Below are 17477 nucleotides of genomic sequence, written 5' to 3'. Positions count from 1 at the left end.
CCTGACACTTGACAAAAACATAGGGACACCCCCCGACGCAGTTAGTGCACAATCTGCAAATCGCGGAGGTGTCGGTACAGAGTTGTTTTCTCGCGAGGCTTTCGCGACTCTACGCCATCGCGTACGTAACGGAAGCTCAGGCCACCAACCTGAACTGCCCGACCCGTCATCGGGCGGTGCAGCTCGCGGGACGGGGCTTCTTTCGCTTTACGACGGCCACCGCGACCCAATCCGAGTCGGCTCAGCAGGCCTTTGTTGCCTCCATCCTCGTTACCGACTTCCGCGTCCGGCGCTGGCACTTCGGCCGCAACGATGCCCGGGGCGTCGGGGGTAGGGCGAATCTGCAGGCCGGTGGATGTGCCGGAGAACATCTGATGCTCGTCGACATAGACCTCGCCAGTAAACCCGTTTTCCGAGGACACTCCGGTAATTCCTGGCTCTGTCAGTAGGGCGTAACCAACAATTGCGTGCCCGGTGTCATCGCGGATCAGTGGCACTGGCATCGTCGGGCGTGTGAGCGCGGCCGTCGCATCGAGTCCTTCTCCTCCTTCGATGCCCCAGTTTTTGGCCGCGGTCGAGGGGGCGGTGGGGACATGTGCCAGTTCAATCCACAGGAGGTTCTTGCGCATCAGGTAGGTTGCCACGGCAGCCAGTGCCGCGTCGGTGCCAACGACCACAATTCGCAACGGCTCGCTCGGCTTTTGCGGAGCGGGTTGCGGAGCGCCTAAGTGGTCGACCTTTTTCTGCTTGGAGATTTCCTCCGGAGTCGGTGCTGTATCGATAGGCAGTACGTCCTTGGCCAGGTCGTCGATGAAAGCCAGCTCCTTGCGGGCGGGGATCATCGCGACGTCGTGAAGCGCATAGGCGGGTAGTGCCGGAGTAGCTGGTGCTGATGGTGCGGACGGTGCTGATATAGACCATGATTGGCGGAGCAATTGGGAAAACGCGGGTACATCGGGGCCACACTGCAGCACAACAATACGCATAGGACTACACTCTAATGCGTCGTCTGCAATCCCAGGAGTTGAAGTAGGACTATGGCCGCAATCATTATCGTCGGTGCCCAGTGGGGCGACGAGGGCAAGGGCAAGGCAACCGATATTCTCGGTGGCCGCGTTGACTACGTCGTCAAGCCCAACGGTGGCAATAACGCCGGCCACACCGTTGTCGTCGGCGGTGAGAAGTACGAGCTGAAGCTGCTTCCGGCGGGTGTGCTGTCGGAAAACGCTGTGCCGATTATCGGTAATGGCTGTGTGGTCAACCTCGAGGCGCTTTTCGACGAGATTGATGGCCTTGAAGCTCGCGGTGCAAAGGCCTCCCGCCTGCGCGTTTCCGGCAATGCCCACATGGTTGCTCCGTACCACCAGACGCTGGACCGGGTGACCGAGCGTTTCCTGGGTAAGCGCGCTATCGGCACCACTGGCCGCGGTATTGGCCCGACGTACGCCGACAAGGTCGGCCGTACGGGCTTGCGTGTCCAGGACATTCTGGATGAGTCGATTCTGCGCCAGAAGATTGAGTCTTCGCTGGCTCAGAAGAACCAGATTCTGGTCAAGCTGTACAACCGTCGCGCCATCGATCCGGATGAGGTCTTTGATTACTTCATGGGCTTCGCCGACCGCCTGCGTCCGATGATTATCGACTCGGAGTTTGAGCTCAATCAGGCTTTGGATGCCGGCAAGCACGTCCTCATGGAGGGCGGCCAGGCCACCATGCTCGACGTCGACCACGGCACCTACCCGTTCGTGACCTCCTCGAACCCAACCGCTGGTGGTGCCTGCGTGGGCACCGGTATCGGCCCGACGAAGATCACTTCGGTGCTGGGCATCATGAAGGCCTACACCACCCGCGTCGGTGCTGGCCCGTTCCCGACGGAGCTGTTCGACAAGTGGGGCGAGTACCTGCAGACCACCGGCGGTGAGGTCGGGGTCAACACCGGCCGTAAGCGCCGCTGTGGTTGGTACGACTCGGTGCTGGCTCGCTACGCCGCGCGCGTCAACGGTTTCACGGATCTGTTCATCACCAAGCTGGACGTCCTGACCGGTATCGGCGAGATTCCGATTTGTGTCGCTTACGACGTTGATGGCGTGCGCCACGACGAAATGCCACTCACCCAGTCGGAGTTCCACCACGCTGTCCCGATTTACGAGACCATGCCTGCGTGGGACGAAGACATCACTGGCTGCCGCACCTTCGATGAGCTGCCGGACAAGGCCAAGGATTACCTGAACCGCCTGGAGGAGCTCTCCGGCGCTCGCATTTCTTACATCGGTGTTGGCCCGGGTCGTGACCAGACCATCGTTGTTCACGACGTGCTGGACAACTAGCGCTGGACACTTAATCTGGAGGCAGTGGCGAACTAACCGGAAAATAGTCCCGCTTTCGACCCGGCTTTATCGAACTGTTAGATAAAAAATCTTCGGTGCCGAAACTGCTGGCTGCTGTAAAAAAGAACATTTGCTAACCACGAGAAGGCTCTGGGAATTGTCAGTTGACCCTGGCATCTCAGAGTCATTTTTGTATCGTAGGCCTCACCGCGTGGTCCAACGACAGAAGTCCAAACGACAGAAGGCGTGTGGTTTTCATGCAAAACACAGGACACCGAGTACAACGACTGGCAAGTTCCGCCGTGCTTTCCGGCGCGATGGTTTTCTCCGCAGTAGGTGGAGCAGTTGCAGCTCCTGCGGCTCAGGCGAAACCGGCTCCGGCACCAGCACCGGCTCCAGCTCCGGCGCAGGCGGATAGCTGTACCCCGAACCCGGCTGCACCTGAAATCCAGGTGGCCCTGGATAAGGTCAACAGGGAGCGTCCGAACAACCATGATGGGTGGAAGTACACTGGCACCTCCAACTTCAGCCCGTGTAGCGATTTGAGCTTTGCTCTCGCAGATCAGGCCAAGCAGGGCAACGCTCAGTCCTCCACTGTGTTGTTGATGTTCCACAAGGGTGAGTTCATTGGTACGGACTCTGACCGGCCTCAGCACATCAACAAGGTGACGCCGACCCCTGATGGTAAGAACATTTCAGTCATCTACCACGACTGGGAGGCCCAGGAGGCCGCAGGTGCGCCGAACGCTGATGCGGCGGAGTTCACCTCTAATGTTCACTTCTTCTGGAACGGCGATCACGTCGTCCACGAGGGGAAGATTCCCGGCGGCGCGAAGCCCGCTTCCTAACGGCTCCCGAGAACTCTCGAGAGCTTTCGAGAATTCTTGGGCACTCTCGGGGACTCTTGAATTTTTCCAAGTAAACTCAATTCAGAGTCGGACATGAGAAAAGTAATGCTCCGCCGTAGCTAGGTGCTTGAGAAAACTTGAGAGAACAGAAGAGGTTCCAGCCATGAGTGGTCGTTCAGTTCGTCGCGGGTCGATGCTGGTTAGCGCGGCGGTCGCAGGTGTAGTGGCTTTGTCCGGTTGCTCCACTGATGAGACTGCAGCACCGACCTCTGCTCCTCAGGTAGATGAAGAAACGACCACCATCACTACGACCACCACTGTCGAGGATGACAGTGAAAGTGCAGATACCCCCAATCCGGATGTCGATGATAACGACACCGATGGGGGTTCTTCTGCGCCAATCCAGGAAGAGTCTTTCGAAGAAGCGGTTGCCGACCTGAACTCAATGGAAGGTGGCAATGGCAGCGGTTGGACAGTCACGGACAATACGAACTGGGATACCACCAGCGAGTTGACCTTTGCCTCAGCAGTACAGAATGAAATTACCCACTCAACTACCTCTGGTGCAGTGCTGCTGTTTCATAAGGGCGAGTACGTGGGTACCGCCGGTGGGCCGCAGACAATCAACTCGGTCGAAGGCGATGGCAAAACTGTGACCGTCAATTTCTTCGATGTCAATAAAATGATTGAAGACGGCGGTGCCTTCGCCTTTAAAGACCAGTACAACGCTCCCGTTACGTACTCCTGGGATGGGGTAGAAGTTGCTCAAGAAGGTGAGATTCCAAAGGCAGAGGGAAATTAATCTCTAACCCGTGCTCTCTCCAGATGCGAGTGCTGGCAAGCCGTTTTAAAGTAGTGGCGCAACACACAGATTTCACGTAGATTTCTGTGTTCCGTAAAATCTCCGACGGTAGTTTGTCAACACTTTGTTGTCGGTACTATGCCGTCGCTATGAAGTCGCTAACATAAGTCGCTAATACTAAGCCCAAAGAGGAAAATCACCGGCCATGTCTTCTCACAACTCATCTGACTCCATCCTTGACGAACGGACCGAGCAGAGAGAGCAGCCACAGAACTCACGTGCTCACGGCACACGCCGCGCAATTGCGGCCATTGCTATGGGTGCGTTTGCTATTTCTCCTATTGCAGCCTGCAGCAATGATGCGGACAACGACGCGGTGTCGTCGTCAAGCAGTACAAGCGCGGTTAGCACTACGGCGAGCGAAGAGAAGACCTTTGAAAAGCAGCAGGTCGCTGAGCTGAATGCGTCCGCGAATGTGCGGCCGGCTGCGATGGCTAAGTTGCCGGAGGGTTTTGATCTGCAGTCGCACCGTGGTGGTCGCGGTGAGTGGACGGAGGAGTCCAAGCAGGCGATGGCCAACTCGCTGGAGCTGGGCGTTACGACGTTGGAGCTGGACATCGTTCTGACGAAGGATGGCGTGCCTATGGTCTGGCACGATCCGGAGATCCAAGACGATAAGTGCTCGGACACCGAGCCAGTGACGGAGGGGGATCCGCAGTACCCGTACGTCGGCAAGCTCGTGCATGACCTCACTTATGAGCAGGTACAAACCCTGGTCTGCGACAAGAAGCTCGAGGACTTCCCGGATGCGGAGCCAATCAAGGGCAACAGGATGATGACCCTGCCGGAGCTGTTCGAGCTAACTAAGGACAACCAGGACATCCACTTCAACATTGAGACCAAGATTGAGGGCGAAAAGCGCGCTGACTCGGCAGAACCACAGGAGTTCGTCGATGTGATTCTCGACGAGATTGACCGCGCGGGTGTGGCTGATCGAGTGATGATTCAGTCCTTCGATTGGCGCTCGCTGCCGCTGGTCGCGGAACGGAACCCGGAGATTCCACTGGTCATGCTGTGGGACGAGACCACCTGGAAGAAGGATTCTCCTTGGATCGGCGATGTCAATTACGACGAGGTCGATGGCGACATTATCGAGGCCGCCAAGCAGCTCGGCGTGCAGGTGCTCTCACCGACGCACAGCATTCCTTACGGCAAGACACCGTCGGATTCTGACTACCACCCGGTCGCCACGCCGGAGCTGATTTCCCGCGCGCACGAGGCTGGCATGAAGGTGGTGCCGTGGACGGTGAATGAAAAGGAGACCATGCGCGAGCAGATTGCCGCTGGTGTCGATGGCATCATTACCGACTACCCGACGCGTCTGCGCGAGGTCTTGACCGAGCTGGCTATGCCGCTGCCGGAGTCCGCTCCGGTGGGTGATGCAGGGATGGCGACGAACTAGTAAATCCGGCTAGCACCCGCGAAAACTTGTCTGTATTCCTGTTTTGCCCGGGTTTAGCTCTGCGAGCCGAGCGTGTTTCGTGTCACACTTGACCTTATGACGCGTTTGAAAGTGCTTGCCGACGTTGACACGGGTATCGATGACAGTCTTGCTCTCGTCTACCTCGCGGGGTTGCATACCGCAGGCGAGATTGAGCTGGTGGGTGTGACCTGCGCAGGTGGTAACACCACTGCGGCATGGTCCGCTCGCAACACAAAATACATGTTGAATCTCTGCGGTTGTCCGGAGGTCCCGGTTGTCAGCGGTTTCGAGGGGCCCGCTGACCGTGAGCTGACTACCACGCCTGAGACTCATGGCCCGTACGGGCTGGGCTACAACCTGGCGCCACCGGCCGTCATCTACGAGCCGGGGCGCGGAGGAGCGACGGATCCGCTGGCGCTGTGGCGCCAGGTCATCGAGCAGGCGCGGTCGACGGGGGAGAAGGTGCACCTGCTGGTCACTGGCCCTATGACTACCTACGTGGCCGCTTTGAAGAAGTACCCAGAACTCATGCGGGAGCTCGACGGCGTAACCATTATGGGCGGTGCTGTGGAATACCACGGTAACGTTACCGAGTTTGCGGAATGGAACTTCTGGGTCGACCCCACCGCGGTCACCGAGGTCTTCGGCACCGCGGGCGCTGTGGCAGTCGAGCGCCCGGAGGATGCCGTGCGCAGTATCGCCACCGCCGCAGGTGCGCCGGTGCCGACGTTGATTCCACTCAATGTCACCGAGACCATCACTATCAGCGATGTTGAAATTGAGTCCTGGCGCGATGCCGGTATGAACCCGGAGCTGCTGCGTGTTCTGCGCCGTTCGCTGAAGTTCTACTTTGAGTTCCACCAGGGTGTGGGGGTCGGTTACAAGGCGCAGGTCCATGACCTCTTTGCTGCGATGGTGGCCGTCGGTGCGGTGACAGGGGAAGTGGAGAAGATGCGTCTCGTGGGCGTCGATAAGCGAACCTTTGCAGATGAGCCAGGACGCCGCGGTCAAGTGGTGGCAGACTCTGCCGGTGCTGAGGCGAACGTTGTCTTGGCTGCTGACCGGAGTGCGGCGCTGGTCGAGTTTGAGCGGGTGTTCCCGCGCTAGGTTCCCGCCCGTGCCCGCCGCGGTGAATCCGCTCGCTGTCGTATGCTGGAGACAATCAATTTCACAGCTGCTGGTTGTGCAGCGTACGTGCCGTAGACGAAAGCGAGTTTATCTCGATGTTCACCCCTGAAGTCACCGGAACCCCGTACCAGCCGGGAGCGACGCGAGTTCTGCTGCTCGGCTCTGGCGAGCTCGGCAAGGAGGTGACCATTGCTTTCCAACGTCTTGGCGTTGAGGTGCACGCTGCCGATCGCTACGAGCATGCACCGGCACACCAGGTAGCTCACCACGCCTACGTCTTGAATATGTCGGACCCCAGTGCACTGCGGGACCTGATTCTCGAGGTCAAGCCCCACTTCATCGTCCCCGAGATCGAGGCCCTGGCAACCGAGGTGCTGGAAGAGGTTGAGGAAGACGAGACGCTGGACGTCACCGTTATTCCAACCGCACGGGCGACTCAGCTGACCATGAACCGAGAGGGTATTCGCCGTCTGGCTGCGGAAGAGGTTGGGCTGCCGACTTCCCGCTATCACTTCGCCTCCAGCTTTGATGAGTTCACCGCAGCTGTTGATGAGATTGGCTTCCCGTGTGTGGTCAAGCCGGTCATGAGTTCCTCGGGCAAGGGGCAGTCCACGCTGCGTTCGCCGGAGGATGTCCAGGCCGCGTGGGATTACGCCATGAGTGGCGGCCGCGTCGAGTCCGGCCGCGTCATCGTGGAGGGCTTCGTCGATTTCGACTACGAGATCACGCTGCTGACCGTGCGCTCCGTTGATCCGGAGACTGGCGAGGGGGCAACGTGGTTCTGTGAGCCCATTGGGCACCGTCAGCAGGACGGCGACTACGTTGAGTCATGGCAGCCGGCTGCCATGAGTGAAAACGCCCTGGACAATGCGCGCTCTGTCGCCGCGCGCATCACCAACGCGCTGGGCGGTCGCGGTATCTTCGGCGTCGAGCTGTTTGTTCGCGGCGATGAGGTGTGGTTCTCCGAGGTCAGCCCGCGTCCGCACGACACCGGCATGGTCACCATGGGCACCCAGCGTTTCTCTGAGTTCGAGCTGCACGCGCGTGCAGTGTTGGGTCTGCCTATCGACGTCACGCTGGTGTCCCCGGGAGCCTCCGCTGTGGTCTACGGCGGTGCTGACATCGAGCAGCCGGGCTACACCGGGCTGACGGAGGCCATGGCTATTCCGGAGACTGATATTCGTATCTTTGGTAAGCCGGTCGCTGGCCCGCGTCGCCGCATGGGCGTTGCTGTTTCAACCGCGGATTCTGTCGATGCTGCCCGTGAGCGTGCATCGGAGGCGGCATCAAAGATTAAGGTCGTCGAACTGGGCTAGTTCGACGACCTAGTGTGCGCTGCGGTACGGCCATAACCGGCCCCGCAGCGCACTTTTTGTTTGCCCGCTATGGTGCGTAAGCTACTTGATCTACTTGGACTTCTGTACCGGTGGCTCGGCCGACCAGGGGAAGACGATCCAGTCATCGGTGTGCTTCCAGACATAGTCCGGTGCAATCTCCGAGCGGGACTTGCCGTAGAGCACAGCGGAGCGTACTTCCGCACCGTGGGTCTTAAGCAAATCGAGCACCAGGTGCAGCGTGCGACCGGAGTCTGCGACATCGTCAACGACCAGCAGACGGCGCTCAGAAATCGATTCGATGTCCAGCAGCGGCTCCAGCAGAACCGGATCCGGCAGGGTCTCCGCCACGTCGGTGTAGAACTCGACGTTAATGGCGTCAGAGAGCTTGACGCCCATGGTGTAGCTGAGTGCACCTGCAGGTAGAAGACCACCGCGGGCCACGGCGATAATGATCTCCGGCTCGTAGCCCGAATCGACAATCTGCTGTGCCAGTTCACGGGAGGCGACGCCGAAGCCTTCCCAGGTCAGAACTTCCTTGACGTCCAGGTTGGATGAGTCTGCATGATAAGCCATGTATTAACTCTAATCCGAAGACCGACTGACGTGCACAATCAACTGCCCGGTTAGACCCGACACGCTAGCTGGCGACAGTCTCCACAACCGCTTCGTGTACAGCTTCGGCCACGTCATCGGCATCTGGCTGCTTTGCGACGACCGTGGAGGCCGCAACCATATCGGCCCACTCGACCAGCTTCTTGCGCTCGCGGCCTTCGGCTTCGCCCGCTGCACGTTCGGCGGCGTCGAGTGCGTGCCAGCCCTCCCAGGTGGTGACCTGGAGGCCCTTGTTGGCCAGGAACTCGTCGACGTCGTTATACGTGGGTTTTGCAGGTGCGACCAGGCGGCCTGCCTCCCAGTCGGCGATGAGGTTGCCGACGGTTTCGTTGGCGTCGCCCTTGGTGTTACCGATTAGGCCGACCGGGCCACGGCGAATCCAGCCGGTGGTGTACAGACCCTGGATGTGGTTGCCGTCGACGTCGTCAAGCACGCGTCCGCCGGCATCTGGGATGGTGTGGGTGCCGGTGTCGAACGGTACGCCGGTGACTGCGTCGGAGCGGTAGCCGACTGCACGGTAGACCGCACCGACCGGCCATTCGGTGAACGTGCCGGTGCCACGGACGCCACCCTCGCCGTCGAGTTCAGTGCGTTCGGTGCGGATAGCGCTGACGTGCTGTACTCCATCCTCGCCGGTCTCGCCGATGATTTCGACCGGGGACTCGAAGAAGTGGATGAAGAGCTTGTGCGGGGCGCCCTTTGGCTCGCGGATGGCGTAGTTTTCCAGAATCGTACAGACCTGATCGGTGATCTTGGACTCACGACGGGACGTTTCGGAGGCGGCATCGTACTGGATGTCCTCCGGATTCACGACAACCTCAATGGTGTCGGAGTGGTCCAATTCCTTCAGCTCCAGTGGAGTGAACTTTGCCTGGGCCGGGCCGCGGCGGCCGAAGACGTGAATTTCGCGGGCGGCATTCTTTGCCAGGCCAGCGTAGACGTTGTCGGCGATTTCGGTGACGTGCAGCTCATCGGCAGTCTTGGCGAGAATGCGGGCGACGTCGAGGCCCACGTTGCCGACACCGACCACGGCCACGGACTCAGCGGAGAGTTCCCAATCGCGGGCGAACTCCGGGTGGGAGTCGTAGAAACCTACGAACTCACCCGCGCCGTAGTGCTCCGGCAGGTCGGCGCCCGGGATATTCAGATCGCGGTCGCCGGTCGCGCCAGTGGCGAAGATGATGGCGTCGTAGAACTGGCGCAGTTCATCGACGCTGACCTGCTTACCGACGTCCACGTTGCCCAGAAGTCGGACCTGCGGCTTGTCCAGCACTCGGTGGAGGGACTTAATGATGCCCTTGATTCGCGGGTGGTCTGGCGCAACGCCGTAGCGGATGAGACCGAACGGCACTGGAAGGCGCTCGTAGAGGTCGATGGCGACGTCGCGGCCGGACTTCATCAGTGCGTCGGAGGCGTAGATACCGGCCGGGCCCGAGCCGACCACGGCTACACGCAGTGGCGTGGTTGAGTTGGCGAGATTGGGCAGTGAGGAAGCGGCCGCGTTCTGGGCTGCAGTCTGGTCGTTGGTCATTGAGTGGAATCCTTTTTCTACGTTTTCTTTGTCGCGATTGCTTATCGTAGACCAATCGGTCTATGCTTGCTGAAACAGAATATAGACAAACTGGTCTACAAAAAGCAAACACAAAACACCGCAAGAATCACTGCTTTGGCTTGAGAGGGTTTTGCTGCGTATTGCTTCTGCTGAACGAGGTCTAAAAGAGCTTGTCGTGCGGACGTCGTGGCAACGGCAGGCTCTGGTTGGGTAAGCGGGGAAGGGCTTGTCATGGAAAAACTCATAGTCTTCGTGCTAATCGGCCTTGGCGCGCAATTAGTCGATGGCACTCTGGGGATGGCATTCGGTGTCACTGCCACTTCACTTTTTATTGTTGCTGGTAGTAGTGCTGCCACTGCGTCGGCGGTAGTTCACGTAGCGGAGGTGGGCACGACGCTGGCCTCTGGTATTTCGCACTGGCGATTCGGCAATGTCGACTGGCGGCGCGCACTGAGCCTTGGTGTGCCGGGCGCTATCGGTGCCTTTGTTGGTGCGACCTTTTTGTCCAATCTGGATAGTGATGCCGCGACGCCTGTGACCTCGACAATCTTGCTTTTTCTCGGCCTGTGGGTGATTATCCGCTTCGCCTTCCTGGCTAATGTTAAGCGCAAGAAAAAGACCTGGGGAGCGAAGAAGCTCGCTCCGCTGGGGCTCTTTGGTGGTCTGCTCGATTCCACTGGTGGCGGCGGTTGGGGGCCTGTTACCACCTCTACTTTGTTGGGTGCTGAGGCTGATCAGCCGCGCAAGATTATCGGTACTGTCTCGGCGGCGGAATTTCTTGTCGCTCTAGCTTCTGTGCTGGGCTTTTTGCCAAAGCTGCGGGAGGAGTTTACTCAGCATGCCGCGCCGGTAATTGGTTTGCTGTGCGGTGGTGTGATTGCTGCACCTTTGGCTGCATACCTGGTGGGGCGTATTAATCCGCGCCTGCTTGGAATTGTGATCGGCGGCGTGTTGGTCGGGCTGAATATTCGAACACTGTTTTCGCCGCTGGTTTCTGGCGGCGTGTTGGCAACGGTGCTGCTTGTCTGGGCTTTTGGCGTTGTCGCACTGGTGCTGTGGGCGCGGTCGCATGACACTCTTCCGCGTCTGCGTCAGCGGGTCCAACTTGAGTCGACTTCTCAGTCTTCCTCGGCTGATGTGTCTAGTTCTGGATCTCCATCACCGGCTTCGGTTGATGGCGGGGCTGGGGATGCTTCTGGAGGTGTCAAAGTGGGCGCAGAAAACGGTGTCCACGTGGGCGAAGCGGGGGTTCGCTAGGTATCCGAGCATACCCCGGCTTGCACTAGCCAGACTGGTCGGTCTAATGTTGCCTGCAATACTGCATAGACCGTCCGGTCTATAAAAATTAGCAACTAATTCGTTCAGGGCTGATTCAAGCAACTCTGATTCGGTCAACGAGAACAAAAACGAAAGTGATTCGGTAGATTCCCATGAGCTCTCCTACGAAAACCGCCGAGCGTCCGGCTTCCGCAGCGGCTACCCGACGTAAGAAGCGTGCACCGAAGCCGCAGGGACAGTGGCTTATCGACGGCCGCGAGCCACTTAACGACGACGAACGCATCAAGAAAGAAGATGCTGGCTTTGCCGTTAAGCAGCGTGTTATCGACATCTACTCCAAGCAGGGGTTTGACTCTATCCCTGCGGAAGACCTAGCTCCGCGCTTTAAGTGGATTGGCCTCTACACCCAGCGCAAGCAGGGGCTTAGCGGTGAGCACACCGGTGTGAAGACTAACGCCGAGTTGCAGGACAAGTACTTTATGCTCCGCGTTCGTCTCGATGGTGGCCAGACCACCACCGAGGGTATTCGCACCATCGGGGAGATTTCCCGCGACTTCGCTCGTGACACCGCGGACTTCTCCGACCGTCAGAACGTCCAGCTGCACTGGATCCGCGTCGAGGACATGCCGGAGATTTGGGACCGCCTTGAGCGGGTTGGTCTCGACACCAACTTTGGCTGCGGCGACGTTCCCCGCGTTATCCTAGGTAGCCCGGTTGCCGGCGTTGCTGCCGATGAAATCGTCGACGGCACCAATGCTATTCGCCGCATCAAGGACGAGTACCTCTCCGGCGACGAGTTCTCCAACCTACCGCGCAAGTTTAAGTCCGCAGTTTCCGGTTCCCCGCGTCTCGATGTCACCCACGAGGTCCAGGACGTCGCCTTTGTCGGTGTCAATCACCCAGAGCACGGCCCCGGTTTCGACGTTTGGGTCGGCGGCGGTCTCTCCACCAACCCAATGCTCGCGCAGCGTCTCGGCGCCTGGATCCCAGAGGACGAGGTTCCCGAGGTATGGGCGGGCGTGTGCCGCATCTTCCGTGACTACGGCTACCGTCGCCTGCGCAATCGCGCGCGTCTGAAGTTCCTCGTTGCCGAGTGGGGTGCGGAGAAGTTCCGCCAGGTACTCGAAGACGACTACCTCAACCGCAAGCTTATCGACGGCCCCGCGCCCGAGCCTTTCGAGGGCGACCGTGACCACATCGGCGTGCACAAGCAGGCCGACGGTCTCAACTACGTCGGTGTGAAGCCCGCTGTTGGCCGTGTTCCGGGCTCTGACCTGGTCAAGCTCGCCGACATCGCCGAGCGCCACGGTGTTTCCCGCGTCCGTACCACTGTCATGAAGGAGCTCATTCTCCTCGACGTCGCCGACGACCAGGTCGACTCCCTGCTCGCTGAGCTCGACGAAATTGGCCTGTCTGCCAAGCCTTCCGCATTCCGGCGGGGCATCCTGGCCTGCACTGGCCTGGAGTTCTGCAAACTCGCACTTGTCACCACGCGCCAGCGCGCAATCGATCTGGTGGGCGACTTGGAGGAACGTCTCGGCGACCTCGATGTCCCAATCACCATTGCGCTCAACGGCTGCCCGAATGCCTGTGCCCGCACACAGATTGCCGATATTGGACTCAAGGGTCAGATTGTCACCGACGATGAGGGCAACCGTGTCGAGGGTTTCCAGGTTCACCTCGGTGGTTCGCTGGGGCTCGATGCCAACTTCGGCCGCAAGGTTCGCGGACACAAGGTCACCTCGGCAGAACTGGGTGACTACATCGAGCGCGTCGTCAATCATTTCAAGGAGCAGCGCCACGAGGGTGAACAGTTCCGCGAGTGGATTGTCCGCGCTGATGAGGAGTATCTGAAGTGAGTGAATCTTCCAACGAGGTTCGGTCGCAGGGGCCGTCGGCAAGCGAAAAAGACGAGGCGCCAGCGCGACTGGGGATCGGTGGCCGAAGCGCACACCCCAATCCGAACCGGGGTGCGGTGATGCATTGCCCTTACTGCGGCGGTGATGATCTGTGGCCCGATGTGGAAACCGATTACGCCTGGCAATGCCGCGAATGTTGCCGGGTATTCACAGTGAAACTGCATGGTCATATTGATAGGAAGGTGGCGTCATGAGCACGGGACTGAAAACCGCTGAAGTCATTAAGACTCAGGAGGCGCTCGCGCGTGAGGATGTGCTGGACAATCCGGAAACTGCTCGCCGTCTGATAGAGCTTGCACTGGAGTGGGGCTCCAAGCTGGAGACTGCCACTGCCGGGGAAGTACTGGAATGGGGTGCGGAGCACCTGCACACGCCACTGGCTGTGACCCTGTCGATGCAGGACACGGTATTGGCGGAGCTGGCTGCTCGGCACGCGCCGGAAGCCGACCTGGTTTTCCTGGATACGGGTTACCACTTCCCGGAGACCCTCGACGTGGCAGAACAGGTCGCACAGCGCTACGACAACCGACTGCTGTCGATTGAGCCGAAGCGCACCCGCGCCGAGCAGGATGCTGAAGAGGGCGTAGATCTGTACAAGACCGACCCGACGCGATGCTGCGCACTGCGGAAGGTCGAGCCGCTGTCAGCTGTGAAGCGCCCCTACGAGGGTTGGGTCACAGGTCTGAAGCGCGTCGACGCGCCGACCCGCGCACACACGCCGGTACTGGAAATCGATAAGACCGGTCGCATCAAGCTCAACCCGCTGGCCACCTGGACGGATGAGGACATTGCCCAGTACATCGAGGATAACGACCTCATTGTGCATCCGCTGACACAACAGGGGTTCCCGTCGATTGGCTGCGCGACATGCACCGCGCGAGTGGCAGAGGGTGCGGATCCGCGCTCGGGCCGCTGGGCGGGCAGCGAGAAGACAGAGTGCGGATTGCACCTCTAGTTTGAGCGGCTGGCTGCTAGACGATACCGACAGCCACTAGCTACTAGCCAATTGCCGCTCATGGCTAGCTGCGACCCGCAGCTTATACAGACAGTTTTTTAAAACAGCCGACAAGCTAACACAGCTAACACAGCCACAACAGAAAGAACCCCATGACAAGCTCAACCACCGTTTCCGTACAAAACCGCCTCGACCCGCGGCTTGCCGAACTGGAAGCCGAGGCCATCGACATTATCCGCCAAACCGCCGGCCAGTTTGACCGTCCGGCACTGCTTTTCTCCGGCGGAAAGGACTCCGTCGTCGTGCTCGAGTTGGCCAAGCGCGCCTTCGCACCGGCGGGTATCCCGCTGGAGCTGCTCCACGTCAACACCGGCCACAACTTCCCCGAAGTTATTGAATTCCGCGACAAGATTGCCGCTCAGCCGGGCATTAAGCTGCACGTAGCCAAGGTCCAAGACTGGATTGATAGCGGTGTGCTCACCGAGCGTGCTGACGGCACCCGCAACCCCTTGCAGACCGTGCCACTGGTGGAGACCATCGCCAACCGTGGTTACGACGCCGTCCTCGGTGGCGCCCGCCGCGATGAGGAGAAGGCCCGCGCCAAGGAGCGCGTGTTCTCCGTCCGCGACTCCTTCGGCGGTTGGGATCCACGCCGTCAGCGGCCGGAGCTGTGGGGGCTCTACAACGGTCGCCACGCCGCTGGAGAGAACGTTCGCGTTTTCCCAATCTCGAACTGGACCGAGGCCGACGTCTGGGCCTACATCGAAGCCCGTGACATCGAGCTGCCACCCATCTACTTTGCCCATGAGCGTGAGGTGTTCAACCGCGGCGGCATGTGGTTGGCACCGGGCGAGTGGGGTGGACCCCGCGACGGTGAGACCCTAGAGGTTCGCACTGTCCGCTATCGCACTGTCGGTGACATGAGCTGTACCGGCGCTGTCGAATCGACTGCCACCACTATTGCGGAGGTCATGGAGGAACTTCGCACATCCAAGCTCACCGAGCGCGGCGCTACCCGCGCAGATGACAAGTTGTCCGAATCCTCCATGGAAGACCGCAAGAAGGAAGGTTACTTCTGATGAGCCAGCCAAATTCCCCAGCTACCCTGATTACCGCCGACCGCGCCACTCGCGCTCGTCGCACTCTTCGCCTGTGCACCGCTGGCTCCGTCGACGACGGTAAGTCGACCTTTGTCGGGCGTTTGCTGCACGACACGAAGAACATCCTCGCTGACCAGTACGAGGCCGTCGTCGCCTCCTCGCAGGCGCGCGGTCAGGAAAATCCTGACCTCTCGTTGCTGGTTGATGGTCTGCGGGCCGAGCGTGAGCAGGGCATCACAATCGACGTTGCCTACCGCTACTTCGCCACCGACGTCCGCTCGTTCATCTTGGCCGACTGCCCTGGTCACGAGCAGTACACCCGAAACACCATCACTGGTATGTCCACCGCTGAGGCCGTCGTTTTGCTTATCGACGCACGTAACGGCGTCGTGACGCAGACCAAGCGACACGCAACTGTGGCCGGTCTGCTGGGTGTTCGCCACGTAATCTTTGCCGTCAACAAGATCGACCTGCTGGACTACAGCGAAGAAGCCTTCCGCAAGATTGAGTCGGATGTAGCAGTGCTGGCAGAGCGCTTGGGTCTGCAGAACACCTTCGTTGTTCCAGTGTCGGCTTTGGTCGGCGACAACATTGTCGATCCTTCTGAGCATACCCCGTGGTACGAGGGGCCGACTGTGTTGGAGCTGCTGGAAAACCTCAACATCGGTGCCGACCTGGAAACCGATGCCGAGGCCGACCTACGCCTGCCCATCGACTACGTCATTCGTGATCACGCCACTGAATACCGTGGTTACGCCGGCCGTATCGCCGCAGGTAGCGTGCGCGTGGGCGATGTTGTCTCCGTAGACGCCAACCGTCAGGCTACTGTCACGAAGATCACCGTGGCAGCCGAGGATGTCACTGAGGCCGTGGCCGGTCAGTCGGTTGCCATCAGCTTGGATGCTGAGTTCGACCTCGCCCGTGGTGATTTCATCAGTGGCACCCGTCCGGAGGACGTCCGCCGTTTCTCCGCCGTGGCTGTCCACCTTGCGGACAAGCCGCTGGCAGTCGGTCGTGTCGTTGAGGTGCGCTACGGTGCCGCGCTGGTGCGTGGGCGTATCGCTTCCGTCGATGCCCTTATCGACATCGAGACCGGTGAGCCCACCGGCGTTGCCGACCAGCTCGCGGTCAATGATGTCGCTGAGGTGACCATCGAGGTCGCGCAGCCGCTCCCGGTCGATGCCTACCGCGTCGGTGGTCGTGTCGGTGCCTTCCTGCTTATTGAGCCGGGCACCGGTGACACTCTCACCGCTGGCCTCGTGCGTGGCGCTGCCCAGTAGAGCTGCCAGGTAGAAAAACCAGAAAGCACAGCTAGCGAGCCTGAGGAGACCATTGATGACCGCACTGATTCTGCTTGCGCACGGTTCCCGGCACCCAGAGACCAAACCGGTGCTCGAAGAGGCGGTCGCACTCGTGCGCGAGAAGATGCCGCTCACCCGTCTGGACGCTCCCTCTCAGATTCGCCTCGCCTGGCTGGACCTCGACGAGCCCTCGCTAGATGCCGTCTGTGCCGACCTCGCCGCTGCCGGCGAGACTCGCGCACTGGCCGTACCGCTGCTGTTCACTGATGCGTTCCACTCGCGAGTCGATGTTCCCGAGCAGGTTCGACTCTGCAATCGGCATGGTGTTGACATCACAGTGGCTGAAGGACTCGGGCTTGGCGACGGCACGAAGCGCGCCGTCGTGAAGCGAATCATTGAAGCGGCGGAGAATGCATCTTTTTCCTGGCCGGTCGATGCGCTGGTGATGGGGGTCGGCTCCTCTGATGAGGAGGCCAATGCGGCGGTGCACCAATTTGCGGCAAATCTTGGCGGGATGCTGCCGGGACATGTGAGTGCAGCATTCGTGGTCGGTCCTGAGAAGATCAAGGGATCCGATGCTGTGGCCGTGGCACAGGAGCGCGCGGCCAAGCGCGGTCGCGGACTCGTAGTGGTGCCGCTGTTTACCGCGCCGGGCCTACTGTGGGATCGAGTCCTCGATGCGGGCGCTGCCGCCGGTGCTGGCCAGGTGGCTTTCGGTGAGCCATTGGCCGAGCTGTTGGCGCCGATCGTGTGCTGCCGCTGGGACTCGCGCGCTGCGTACACGGATGTGCAGGTAGTGGCGTAGCCGGCGCTTTCTATCCGCCCTCGTTACTCG

At 60.1% G+C, this 17477-nt stretch carries 15 protein-coding genes; 12 read left to right on the top strand and 3 right to left on the bottom strand.

The window, feature by feature from the left end; all coding sequences use genetic code 11:
• Nucleotides 1–41: 41 nt before the first annotated feature.
• Nucleotides 42–986, bottom strand: a complete 945-nt coding sequence (locus HMPREF2651_RS00670; protein ID WP_239663050.1) for a hypothetical protein — start codon at nt 984–986, stop codon at nt 42–44.
• 51 nt (nt 987–1037) lie between these two features.
• Here HMPREF2651_RS00670 and HMPREF2651_RS00665 point away from each other — a divergent pair, with 51 nt between their 5' ends.
• The 6 genes from HMPREF2651_RS00665 (at nt 1038) to purT (ending at nt 7904) form a co-directional block, all read left to right on the top strand.
• Nucleotides 1038–2327 (top strand): adenylosuccinate synthase, encoded by a 1290-nt coding sequence (locus HMPREF2651_RS00665; RefSeq protein ID WP_016421542.1) that lies wholly within the window; start codon nt 1038–1040, stop codon nt 2325–2327.
• A 257-nt stretch (nt 2328–2584) separates the two neighbouring features.
• Nucleotides 2585–3175 (top strand): LppP/LprE family lipoprotein, encoded by a 591-nt coding sequence (locus HMPREF2651_RS00660; protein ID WP_049181141.1) that lies wholly within the window; start codon nt 2585–2587, stop codon nt 3173–3175.
• Nucleotides 3176–3338: 163 nt separating this feature from the next.
• Complete coding sequence (locus tag HMPREF2651_RS00655; protein ID WP_049181104.1) at nt 3339–3977, top strand: LppP/LprE family lipoprotein; 639 nt, start codon at nt 3339–3341, stop codon at nt 3975–3977.
• A gap of 205 nt (nt 3978–4182) precedes the next feature.
• Nucleotides 4183–5439, top strand: coding sequence for a glycerophosphodiester phosphodiesterase family protein (locus HMPREF2651_RS00650; protein WP_038626746.1), 1257 nt, complete (start codon nt 4183–4185; stop codon nt 5437–5439).
• Nucleotides 5440–5535: 96 nt separating this feature from the next.
• Nucleotides 5536–6567, top strand: coding sequence for a nucleoside hydrolase (locus tag HMPREF2651_RS00645; protein WP_049181105.1), 1032 nt, complete (start codon nt 5536–5538; stop codon nt 6565–6567).
• 116 nt (nt 6568–6683) lie between these two features.
• Nucleotides 6684–7904, top strand: coding sequence for a formate-dependent phosphoribosylglycinamide formyltransferase (purT, locus tag HMPREF2651_RS00640; protein ID WP_049181106.1), 1221 nt, complete (start codon nt 6684–6686; stop codon nt 7902–7904).
• Between the two features lie 90 nt (nt 7905–7994).
• On the opposite strand, the gene HMPREF2651_RS00635 is transcribed toward purT, so the two are convergent.
• Both HMPREF2651_RS00635 and HMPREF2651_RS00630 read right to left on the bottom strand, forming a co-directional pair.
• Entirely contained in the window at nt 7995–8498 is a 504-nt protein-coding gene (locus tag HMPREF2651_RS00635; RefSeq protein ID WP_038626740.1) for a phosphoribosyltransferase, read from the bottom strand.
• Nucleotides 8499–8562: 64 nt separating this feature from the next.
• Nucleotides 8563–10068, bottom strand: a complete 1506-nt coding sequence (locus tag HMPREF2651_RS00630) for an FAD-dependent oxidoreductase (protein ID WP_049181107.1) — start codon at nt 10066–10068, stop codon at nt 8563–8565.
• 252 nt (nt 10069–10320) lie between these two features.
• On the opposite strand from HMPREF2651_RS00630, the gene HMPREF2651_RS00625 reads away from it, so the two are divergent.
• The 6 genes from HMPREF2651_RS00625 to HMPREF2651_RS00600 all read left to right on the top strand — a co-directional run bounded on the left by HMPREF2651_RS00625 (nt 10321) and on the right by HMPREF2651_RS00600 (nt 17447).
• On the top strand, nt 10321–11346 hold the full coding sequence (locus HMPREF2651_RS00625) for a sulfite exporter TauE/SafE family protein (RefSeq protein WP_038626735.1): 1026 nt from the start codon (nt 10321–10323) through the stop codon (nt 11344–11346).
• A 173-nt stretch (nt 11347–11519) separates the two neighbouring features.
• Nucleotides 11520–13226: a nitrite/sulfite reductase gene (locus tag HMPREF2651_RS00620; protein ID WP_049181108.1), complete on the top strand. Its 1707-nt coding sequence runs from the start codon at nt 11520–11522 to the stop codon at nt 13224–13226.
• Between the two features lie 250 nt (nt 13227–13476).
• Complete coding sequence (locus HMPREF2651_RS00615) at nt 13477–14241, top strand: phosphoadenylyl-sulfate reductase (protein ID WP_038626732.1); 765 nt, start codon at nt 13477–13479, stop codon at nt 14239–14241.
• Between the two features lie 152 nt (nt 14242–14393).
• A complete protein-coding gene (gene cysD, locus HMPREF2651_RS00610; protein ID WP_049181109.1) occupies nt 14394–15320 on the top strand; it encodes a sulfate adenylyltransferase subunit CysD in 927 nt (308 codons plus the stop codon).
• A complete protein-coding gene (locus HMPREF2651_RS00605; RefSeq protein WP_049181110.1) occupies nt 15320–16621 on the top strand; it encodes a sulfate adenylyltransferase subunit 1 in 1302 nt (433 codons plus the stop codon). Before cysD ends, HMPREF2651_RS00605 begins: the two co-directional genes overlap by 1 nt.
• Nucleotides 16622–16676: 55 nt before the next feature.
• Nucleotides 16677–17447 (top strand): sirohydrochlorin chelatase, encoded by a 771-nt coding sequence (locus tag HMPREF2651_RS00600; protein WP_049181111.1) that lies wholly within the window; start codon nt 16677–16679, stop codon nt 17445–17447.
• The last annotated feature ends 30 nt before the right edge of the window (nt 17448–17477 follow it).

Origin of the sequence: Corynebacterium sp. HMSC063A05 (assembly GCF_001809695.1) — a bacterium.
Classification (GTDB): domain Bacteria; phylum Actinomycetota; class Actinomycetes; order Mycobacteriales; family Mycobacteriaceae; genus Corynebacterium; species Corynebacterium amycolatum.
Note: the sequence above shows the minus strand (reverse complement) of the source record. Positions and strands in the feature narration are given on the sequence as shown.